Below are 9,550 nucleotides of genomic sequence, written 5' to 3' on the forward strand. Positions count from 1 at the left end.
GCATACGCCGGGTCATCATCGGAAGATCCGTATGCCTATTACCGTCCCCCATCGCCTGCGCCCCGTGGCGCTAACGGCGTTTCTGGCCCTGAGCGTGGCCGGCTGCAACGACACTGCCGAGCAGAGCGACCAGCAACCCAAGCCCCAGGTGCGGGTGGAAACGCTGCAACTCCAACCCCTGGCCATCAGCACCGAACTGAGCGGGCGCATTCTTGCCCCGCGCACTGCCGAAGTCCGGGCCCGGGTGGCCGGCGTGGTGCTCAAACGGGTGTACCGTGAGGGCAGCGACGTCAAGCAAGGCGACGTCCTGTTCCTGATCGACCCGGCACCGTTCAAGGCTGACCACGACAGTGCCCGCGCCACCCTGGCCAAGGCTCAGGCCAACCTGTACCAGGCCCGCCTCCAGGAACAGCGTTATCGTCAGCTGGTCGACGACAAGGCGGTCAGCCGCCAGGAGTACGACAATGCCCGGGCCGCGTTCCTCCAGGCCGATGCCGTAGTGGCTGAAGCCAAGGCCACGCTCGAGCGGGCGCGCTTGAACCTGGGTTATGCCACGGTCACCGCGCCGATCTCCGGGCGCATCGGCCGTGCCCTGGTCACCGAAGGTGCGCTGGTGGGGCAGAACGAGACCACGCCGCTGGCGACCATTCAGCAGCTTAACCCGATCCATGCCGACGTGACCCAGTCGACCCGCGAGCTCAACACCCTGCGCCGCGCATTGCGTGCCGGCGAGCTGCAACAGGCAGGCAATGGCGAAGCACGCGCCACGCTGATCCAGGATGACGGCAGTGCTTACCCGCTGCCTGGCAAGCTGCTGTTCTCTGACATCAGCGTCGACCCGAGCACCAACCAGATCACCCTGCGCAGCGAGTTCCCCAACCCCGACCTCGACCTGCTGCCCGGCAGCTATGTGCGAGTGCGCCTGGAGCAGGCGGTGCAACCCAAAGGCATCAGCGTGCCGCAGCGCGCAATCCTGCGTGACAGCGCCGGGGTGCCGAAGGTGCTGGTGGTCGATGCCCAGGCGCGCGTGAGCGAACGCCCGGTTGTGCTCGGCAACGCCCAGGGCGACCGCTGGATCGTCAGCGAAGGCCTGGCCCCTGGCGAGCGCGTGGTCATCGAAGGTCTGCAACACGTCAAGGCGGGCGACCAGGTCCAGGTCGACGCCAGCCCGGGCAGCCAGCCCATCGCCCAGCACAACGGCCAGTGAGGGCCTGACCCATGCCGCAGTTCTTCATCGACCGCCCGGTGTTCGCCTGGGTGGTCGCCCTGTTCATCCTGCTGGCCGGTGCACTGGCCATTCCGCAACTGCCGGTTGCCCAGTACCCCAACGTGGCGCCGCCGCAGGTGGAAATCTATGCCGTGTACCCGGGCGCCTCGGCGGCCACCATGGACGAGAGCGTGGTGAGCCTGATCGAGCAGGAGCTCAACGGCGCCGATAACCTGCTGTACTTTGAGTCGCAAAGCAGCCTGGGCAGCGCCACCATCACTGCCACCTTCGAGCCAGGTACCCACCCGGACCTTGCCCAGGTCGATGTGCAGAACCGCCTCAAGGTGGTCGAGTCGCGGCTGCCGCGGCCGGTGACCCAGCAAGGCCTGCAAGTGGAAAAAGTGTCCACCGGCTTCCTGCTGCTCGGCACCCTCACCTCCGAAGACGGCAGCCTGGATGAAACCGCGCTGTCCGACATCCTTGCCCGTAACGTGATGAACGAAATCCGTCGCCTCAAAGGCGTCGGCAAAGCCCAGATGTATGGCTCCGAACGTGCCATGCGGATCTGGATCGACCCCGCCAGGCTGATTGGCTTCAACCTCACACCCAACGACGTGGCCGATGCCATTGCCGGGCAGAACGCCCAGGTCGCCCCTGGCAGCATCGGTGACCTGCCGGCCAGCGGTACCCAGGAGATCACCGCCAACGTGGTGGTCAAGGGCCAGTTGAGCACCCCCGAAGAGTTTGCCGCCATTGTCCTGCGGGCCAACCCGGACGGTTCGACGGTCACCATCGGCGACGTTGCCCGGGTGGAAATCGGCGCGCAGGAATACCAGTACGGCACTCGCCTGAACGGCAAACCGAGCAGCGCCTTCAGCGTGCAGCTGGCGCCCGGCGCCAACGCCCTGCAAACCGCCACCTTGGTACGGGCGAAGATGCAGGAACTGTCGCGCTACTTCCCCGAAGGGGTCAAGTACGACATCCCGTATGACACGTCACCCTTCGTCAAGGTCTCGATCCAGCAGGTCATCAGTACCCTGTTCGAAGCCATGCTGCTGGTGTTTGCGGTGATGTTCCTGTTCCTGCAGAACCTGCGCTACACGCTGATCCCCACCCTGGTGGTGCCGGTGGCGCTGTTGGGCACCTTCGCCGTGATGCTGGCACTGGGGTTCTCGGTCAACGTGCTGACCCTGTTCGGCATGGTCCTGGCCATCGGCATTCTGGTCGACGATGCCATCGTCGTGGTGGAAAACGTCGAGCGGATCATGGCCGAGGAAGGTTTGCCGCCCAAGGAGGCCACCCGCAAGGCCATGGGCCAGATCAGCGGCGCCATCGTCGGCATCACCCTGGTGCTGGTGGCGGTGTTCCTGCCGATGGCGTTCATGAAAGGCTCGGTCGGGGTGATCTACCAGCAGTTTTCGGTGTCGATGGCCGTGTCGATCCTGTTCTCGGCCTTCCTGGCCCTGAGCCTGACCCCGGCCCTGTGCGCCACCCTGCTCAAGCCGCTGGCCAAGGGCGAGCAGCACCAGCGCAAGGGCTTCTTCGGCTGGTTCAACCGACGCTTCGAGGCCATGACCGACGGTTACCAGCGCTGGGTAGTCCAGGCGCTCAAGCGCAGTGGGCGCTACCTGCTGGTGTACGGCGTGCTGCTGGCGGTGCTCGGCTATGGCTTCAGCCAATTGCCCACGGCGTTTCTCCCCACCGAGGACCAGGGCTACACCATCACCGACATCCAATTGCCACCGGGTGCCAGCCGCATGCGTACCGAACAGGTCGCGGCGCAGATCGAGGCGCACAATGGCCAGGAACCGGGCGTGGGCAACACCACCGTAATCCTGGGCTTCAGCTTCTCCGGCAGCGGGCAGAACGCGGCACTGGCCTTTACCACGCTCAAGGACTGGTCCGAGCGCGGCGCCGACGACAGCGCCCAGTCGATCGCCGAACGGGCGAGCGCGGCGTTCGCCCAGCTCAAGGATGCGGTGGCCTTTTCCGTGCTGCCACCCCCGGTCGACGGCCTGGGCGAGTCGACCGGTTTCGAGTTCAGGCTGCAGGATCGAGGTGGCATGGGCCACACCGCACTGATGGCAGCCCGTGACGAACTGTTGGCTGGCGCGCGCAAGAGCAAGGTGCTGGTCAACGTGCGCGAGGCGTCGCTGGCCGAAAGCCCGCAGGTGCAACTGGAAATCGACCGCCGCCAGGCCAATGCCCTGGGTATCTCGTTTGCCGACATCGGCGCCGTCCTGGACACTGCCGTGGGCTCCAACTACGTCAACGACTTCCCCAACCAAGGCCGCATGCAGCGGGTGGTGGTGCAGGCCGAAGGCGACCAGCGCAGCCAGGTCGAGGACCTGCTGAAAATCCACGTGCGCAACAGCAGCGGCAAGATGGTGCCACTGGGTGCTTTCGTCCAGGCCAAGTGGGTCAGCGGTCCGGTGCAACTGACCCGCTACAACGGTTACCCGGCCGTGTCGATCTCCGGCGAGCCGGCAGCCGGCTACAGCTCAGGCGAGGCCATGGCCGAGGTCGAGCGCCTGGTCGCGCAATTGCCGGCCGGCGCCGGCCTGGAATGGACGGGCCTGTCGTTGCAGGAGCGCTTGTCCGGTAGCCAGGCGCCTTTGCTGATGGCGCTGTCGCTGCTGGTGGTGTTCCTGTGCCTGGCGGCCCTGTACGAAAGCTGGTCCATCCCCACCGCCGTGCTACTGGTGGTGCCACTCGGCGTGCTGGGTGCGGTGCTGGCGGTGACCCTGCGCGGCATGCCCAACGACGTGTTCTTCAAGGTCGGTCTGATTACCTTGATCGGCCTGTCGGCGAAAAACGCAATCCTGATCATCGAGTTCGCCAAGAGCCTGGTGGACCAAGGCGTGGATGCCGTCGACGCCGCCGTGCAGGCAGCCCGCCTGCGCCTGCGGCCGATCGTGATGACGTCGCTGGCGTTCATCCTCGGCGTGGTGCCGCTGGCCATCGCCACCGGCGCCAGTTCGGCGAGCCAGCAGGCCATCGGCACCGGGGTGATAGGCGGCATGCTCAGCGCAACCCTAGCGCTGGTGTTCGTGCCGGTGTTCTTCGTGGTGGTGATGCGCCTGGCTGAGCGTAAAAAGACCCGGGCCGATCAGGTGGAATCAACCGGCGCCTGACTGGACAGCAACGGGGTTGAATGAGAGGGTTCCGGGTATCGACTGCCCGGAACCCTTTTTCATGACCACTCCCCTGCCCCCCTGCTCCATCCTCATCCTCGCCGGCGGCCGCGGCCAGCGTATGGGCGGCCGTGACAAAGGGCTTGTCCAATGGCGTGGCGAACCCCTGGTGGCGCATGTGCAGCGGGTAGCGCGAGCGCTTAGCGATGATGTGGTGATCTCCTGCAACCGCAACCAGGACCGTTATCGCGCCTTTGCCGATCATCTGGTGGCCGATGCCGAGGCAGACTTCCCGGGGCCGCTGGCCGGGGTGATCGCCGGGCTGGCGGCGGCGCGGCATCAATGGGTGGTGCTGCTGGCCTGTGATGCGCCGCTGATCGATCAACGGTTGATCGAGGATCTGCTGCGCTTGGCGGTGGCCCACGACAGTGCCGCGATGGTGCGCCAGGCGGGATATTGGCAGCCAATGTTCAGTGTGCTGCCACGCCGAGTGCTGCCGGTGCTGCAGCAGGCCTGGGCAGCGGGAGAGCGGAGCCTGCAGAAGGCCCTGCTGCTTGAAGCGGTGCAGGGGCTGGCGTGTGCCGAAGACGACCCGCGGTTGAGTAACTTCAACAGCCCGGACTTGCTGCAGGACTAGACGCCCAACGGTTTTCACCGACCACGCCGCGGATTTGGCCGCGAGGTGGCCGGTGCCTTAACCCGCAGACAGTTCCTCGACACTGATTTCCCGCATCCTGAATTTCTGCACCTTGCCGGTGACCGTCATTGGGAATTCATCGACAAAGCGAAAATACCGGGGCACTTTGAAGTGCGCGATCCGCGCTTTCGCCCACTCGCGCAGTTCATCCTCGCTCGCCGCATGGCCCGGATGCAGCCGCACCCAGGCGACGATCTCTTCACCATACCGGCTGCATGGTACGCCGATCACCTGCACATCGGCCACGGCCGGGTGCGTGAAGAAGAATTCCTCCAGCTCACGCGGGTAGATGTTCTCGCCGCCGCGGATGATCATGTCCTTGCTGCGCCCGACGATACGCACGTAGCCCTGCTCATCCATCACCGCCAGGTCACCGGTGTGCATCCAGCCGTCCTCGTCGATGCTTTCGGCGGTGGCCTTGGGATTGTTCCAGTAGCCCAGCATCACGCTGTAGCCACGGGTGCACAGTTCGCCTATCTCACCCCGCGGCACAGTGTTACCGTCGGCATCGATCACCTTGCTCTGCAACCTGGGCTGGGTGCGACCAACGCTGGTCACGCGGCGTTCAAGGTCGTCGTTTGCACCGGTCTGCAACGACACAGGGCTGGTTTCAGTCATGCCATAGGCAATCTGCACCTCGGCCATGTGCATTTCGTCGATCACCCGGCGCATGACCTCGATCGGGCAGGTGGCGCCCGCCATGATGCCCGTACGCAGGCTCGACAGGTCGAAGTCAGCGCGTTGCGGATGGTCCAGCTCGGCGATGAACATGGTCGGTACGCCGTACAGCGCGGTAGCCTGTTCTTCGGCGACCGCTCGTAGTGTGGCCAGCGGGTCGAAGGCATCGTTAGGGTAGATCAGGGTGCTGCCGTGGGTCATGCAGCCCAGGTTGGCCATGACCATGCCAAAGCAGTGGTACAGCGGTACTGGCACCACGAGGCGGTCGTGCTCGGTCAGGCCCAGGCTTTCACCGACCATATAGCCGTTGTTGAGGATGTTGCTGTGGCTGAGCGTGGCCCCTTTGGGGAAGCCAGTGGTACCGGAGGTGTACTGGATATTGATGGGGTCGCCGGGCTGCAGCTGCGCCTGGCGCTCGGCCAGGGCTTGCGCCGTTACCGAGTTCCCGCAGGCCTGCAGGTCATGCCAGGCGAGAAAACCCGGGGGCGGCGTGCTGGCAAGGCTCACCACCCCACGCAGTTCCGGGAAACGCTCACAGCGCAACGCCCCGGGCTGCCCGTTGGCCAACCCGGGGATCAGCCCCAGCAACATGGCATGGTAGTCGGAGGTCTTGAACGCGTCGGCGCAGATCACCCAGCGGCACCCAGACTGACCGAGGGCATAATCCAGCTCGCTGGAGCGGTAGGCGGGGTTGATGTTGACCAGGATCGCGCCGACCTTGGCACTGGCGAACTGGGTGATGCACCATTGGGCGCAGTTGGGAGCCCAGATGCCGAGGCGGTCACCGGCTTGCACCCCCAAGGCCATGAGGGCGCGCGCATGCTGATCGACTGCCTCGGCCAGTTGCCGCCAGGTGTAGCGCAAGGCCTGGTGGCGGACCACCAGGGCTTCGCGGTCGGGGAAGCGGGCGACAGTGGCGTCGAATGCATCGCCGATGCATTGAGTGAGCAGGGCTTTGTCCTGGTTGCCCTGGGTGTAGCTGGGCTCGGTCATGGGCGCTCCCATTGTTGTTCTTGTAGTGGTTTCACCAACCCTTTCGCGGGACTAGCCCCACAGGCCTCGCACAACGCCCTGTGAGCGCAAACCTGCCCCGCTAAGCGGGCAACTTCGATTACCTGACAAACACCTGCGGCGTAGTGGTCGACATATCCCCACCCGGCAACTTGATGTTCTTCACTTTTTCCAGCGTCTCAGGGTCGAACACCGCCAGATCATTGAAGGTGCCACCCAGGTACAATTTGTCGCCCTTCTTGTCGAAGGTCACGCAGTAGTAAGTGTGCTCAAGGTTAGCCGCCTTGATCAGCTTGCGCTGCTTGATGTCATAGCGCGCCAGGCGGTTGAGCACGCCATAGATCTGGTTCGGATCCTTTGGCGAGCGCAGGCCGGTGAAATACAGCTCGGTCAGGTCGGCGAACTCCTGGGTGTGGGCCTTACCGGTCTTGAGGTCTATGCTCAGGTAGCCGTACAGCAGCTCGGCCGTGTCGGGGTTCTGCTGCTCGTCCTTGAACTTGGCAACGGTGTAGAGCATCGAAAATTCATGCCGCGGGCTCTGGTGCGGCCAGAAGTACAGTACGTCCGGAGCGCTGTAACCTTTGCGGTTCCAGGTGCGCAGCGGCAACGCCACCTCGTACTTGCCGGTGTTCACGTCCATCTTGTAGATATCCGGCCCTGCCACGAACAGGCTGCCGTCGTCGGCGGTACGCATCAGGTACACCTGGCGCGGCATGGGGAAGGTCCGCACCGGCTTGGCGCCGACACCGTCGGCAGTGCGGAACACTTCAAGGCGCGGCGGCTTGACCACGTAATGGTCGTTCAGCCGCTGGCTCGGGTTGACGGTGGCATAGACCTCTTTGCCATCGGGACTGATGGCGAACGAATACATCGACTTGCCGACTTCGCCGGGCACGCTCGACAGGTTGGCGTGGAACGTGGTTTTGCAGGTGTCCAGGTCAATGCCGTAGATGTCAGCGTAATGGTTGTTGAGCACGTAGGCCGTGCGGTTGTCCGGCGCCATCATCGCGGTGCCCGGGCCGAACGCGTCGGGCAGGTGGCAGCTCTTGTACACCGTATCGCTGGCGACATCGACCACATGCAGATTGTTCGGGTAGTTGGTAGCGATCAGGTATTCCTTGCCAGCCTTCAGGGCAGGCCCGGAGTCATCGGCCTGTACCGCCCAGGTGCAGGCCGTAGCGGCAACGGTGAGCGCGAGCTGCGCGCAGAGTCCAGGTTTCATGCGGTTTCCCCTTGTCATTCTTGTTGGGCCGGTCACTTGTCTTTCGGGAACACGGTGCCGAGGTTGCGCCAATCGTCCTGCGAATTGGTCGCCTGGGCGTTCCAGTCCTGATAGGTGCTCATCATGTCCGGCACCTGTGCCGGCCACCAGCAAGGGTCGGAGCAGCCGTACAAGTCCGCCTCCATTGGCTGGCACAGCGAGCTGACGCCACCAAAGGCGTCGACTTCCCAGCCCGGGTCGGTCGTGGCGGTACAGCCGGCCACCGCACTCATGGCCATGACTTCTTCGACGCGGTCTTGGGCGGCAGCCTGCTCGAGGATGCGCGCCTTGTTGTTCAGGGGCTTCAAGTGCTTCATGTCAGTGCGCCTTCCGCGGGGTAATGTAGCGGTCGATGAAGGCCGGGTTGGCGGCCATGATGCGGCTGTAGACCTCGATGCCGAAGTCGACCCAATCACGCATCAGTTCGCAATAGTGGTACGTCGGGTGCTGCGGGTCGCCATAGCGTGCGTAGCTTTCGTGGTAGCAGCCACCAGAGCACAGGTTGCGGATGCGGCAGCTGTCGCAACCGGTGTTGCTACGGTCCAGGCGTTGCGACAGGAAGTCGTTGAGCTGCGCCTGTTTGACGCCCTGGTGCACGTTGCCGAACGTCGGCAGGCTGGAGCCGGTAAAGCGGTGGCACAGGTTCAGCTCGCCCTTGTGGTCCACGGCCAGCATCTTCAACCCGGCGCCGCAAGGCAGGGCCTTCTTGTGGCCCTCGTGGATGTCGGTGATCAACTGGTGCAGGTTGGAGAAGCCGATGTTGCGGTGCTCCAGCGCCGCCTCCAGATAGCGGCGGCCCAGGGCTTTCATGTTGGCAAACACCGCGACCAGCTCGTCTGCGGTGAGGTTGAAATCAGCCATATCACCCGAGGTGACCGGGGCGAAGCCCACCTCGGCGAAACCCATCTCGTTGAACAGGTGGTGCCAGATGGTTTCGACATCAGTAATACCGCGGGTCAAGGTCACCCGCGCACCGACCGGGCGGCTGGTGTAACGCGACAGCAGCATGTCGGCCTTGCGCCGAACCACGTCATAGGTGCCCTGCCCGCCCACGGTGATACGGTTGCGGTCGTGGACTGTCTTGGGCCCGTCGATGCTTACCGACAAACCGAAGCGGTGGGCATTGAGCCAGTCGACAATCTCTTCGGTGAGCAGCGTGGCGTTGGTGGTCATGATGAACTCCACCTGCTTGCCTGCGTCGGCAAAGCGCCGCTCGCAGTAGGCCACCATGTGCTCGATCAGCGCCCGGTTGGACAGCGGCTCGCCCCCGAAGAACACGACGCTGTAGCGTTGCTCGTCGGGAGACTCCTTGAGCAGCATGTCCACCGAGGCCTCGGCAGTGGCAGTGCTCATTTTCTTGCCGGCGGACGGTTTGTCCAAGTCTTCCTTGTAGCAATAAGTGCAACTTAAGTTGCAGCCGGTATTGACGTTGAGCACCACGGTATTGAGCGCCGTACGCTCGACTTGCTTGAGGGCGATCTCCGGGGTCAGCGGCGAGCCGTCGCTGACCAGCTCCAGCGCGATCAGTTCGCGCAGGGTGTCCTGGATATCGTCACCGGCGA

Annotated in this window: 7 protein-coding genes; 3 read left to right on the forward strand and 4 right to left on the reverse strand. The window is 64.3% G+C overall.

Translation table 11 applies throughout. From position 1 onward, the window contains the following. Nucleotides 1-31: 31 nt before the first annotated feature. The 3 genes from APH34_RS13170 to mobA all read left to right on the forward strand — a co-directional run bounded on the left by APH34_RS13170 (nucleotide 32) and on the right by mobA (nucleotide 4,978). Nucleotides 32-1,207 carry an efflux RND transporter periplasmic adaptor subunit gene (locus APH34_RS13170; RefSeq protein ID WP_054901457.1) on the forward strand — a complete coding sequence of 392 codons (1,176 nt, stop codon included), beginning with the start codon at nucleotides 32-34 and terminating at the stop codon, nucleotides 1,205-1,207. Nucleotides 1,208-1,218: 11 nt separating this feature from the next. After that, nucleotides 1,219-4,341, forward strand: coding sequence for an efflux RND transporter permease subunit (locus APH34_RS13175; protein WP_054901458.1), 3,123 nt, complete (start codon nucleotides 1,219-1,221; stop codon nucleotides 4,339-4,341). Nucleotides 4,342-4,402: 61 nt separating this feature from the next. Beyond that, on the forward strand, nucleotides 4,403-4,978 hold the full coding sequence (gene mobA / locus APH34_RS13180) for a molybdenum cofactor guanylyltransferase MobA (RefSeq protein WP_054901459.1): 576 nt from the start codon (nucleotides 4,403-4,405) through the stop codon (nucleotides 4,976-4,978). Between the two features lie 57 nt (nucleotides 4,979-5,035). Here mobA and APH34_RS13185 read toward each other — a convergent pair whose 3' ends face one another. From APH34_RS13185 to peaB, 4 genes are all read right to left on the reverse strand, one after another. Beyond that, nucleotides 5,036-6,709 carry a fatty acid CoA ligase family protein gene (locus APH34_RS13185; RefSeq protein ID WP_054901460.1) on the reverse strand — a complete coding sequence of 558 codons (1,674 nt, stop codon included), beginning with the start codon at nucleotides 6,707-6,709 and terminating at the stop codon, nucleotides 5,036-5,038. A gap of 118 nt (nucleotides 6,710-6,827) precedes the next feature. Beyond that, nucleotides 6,828-7,949: a quinohemoprotein amine dehydrogenase subunit beta gene (gene peaD, locus APH34_RS13190; protein WP_054901461.1), complete on the reverse strand. Its 1,122-nt coding sequence runs from the start codon at nucleotides 7,947-7,949 to the stop codon at nucleotides 6,828-6,830. 32 nt (nucleotides 7,950-7,981) lie between these two features. After that, entirely contained in the window at nucleotides 7,982-8,305 is a 324-nt protein-coding gene (gene qhpC, locus APH34_RS13195; protein ID WP_054901462.1) for a quinohemoprotein amine dehydrogenase subunit gamma, read from the reverse strand. Nucleotide 8,306: 1 nt separating this feature from the next. Further along, nucleotides 8,307-9,550: quinohemoprotein amine dehydrogenase maturation protein (gene peaB, locus APH34_RS13200; protein ID WP_054901463.1), on the reverse strand; the 1,244-nt coding region annotated here is incomplete at its 5' end.

This window comes from Pseudomonas sp. NBRC 111131 (assembly GCF_001320525.1).
Lineage (GTDB): Bacteria > Pseudomonadota > Gammaproteobacteria > Pseudomonadales > Pseudomonadaceae > Aquipseudomonas > Aquipseudomonas ceruminis.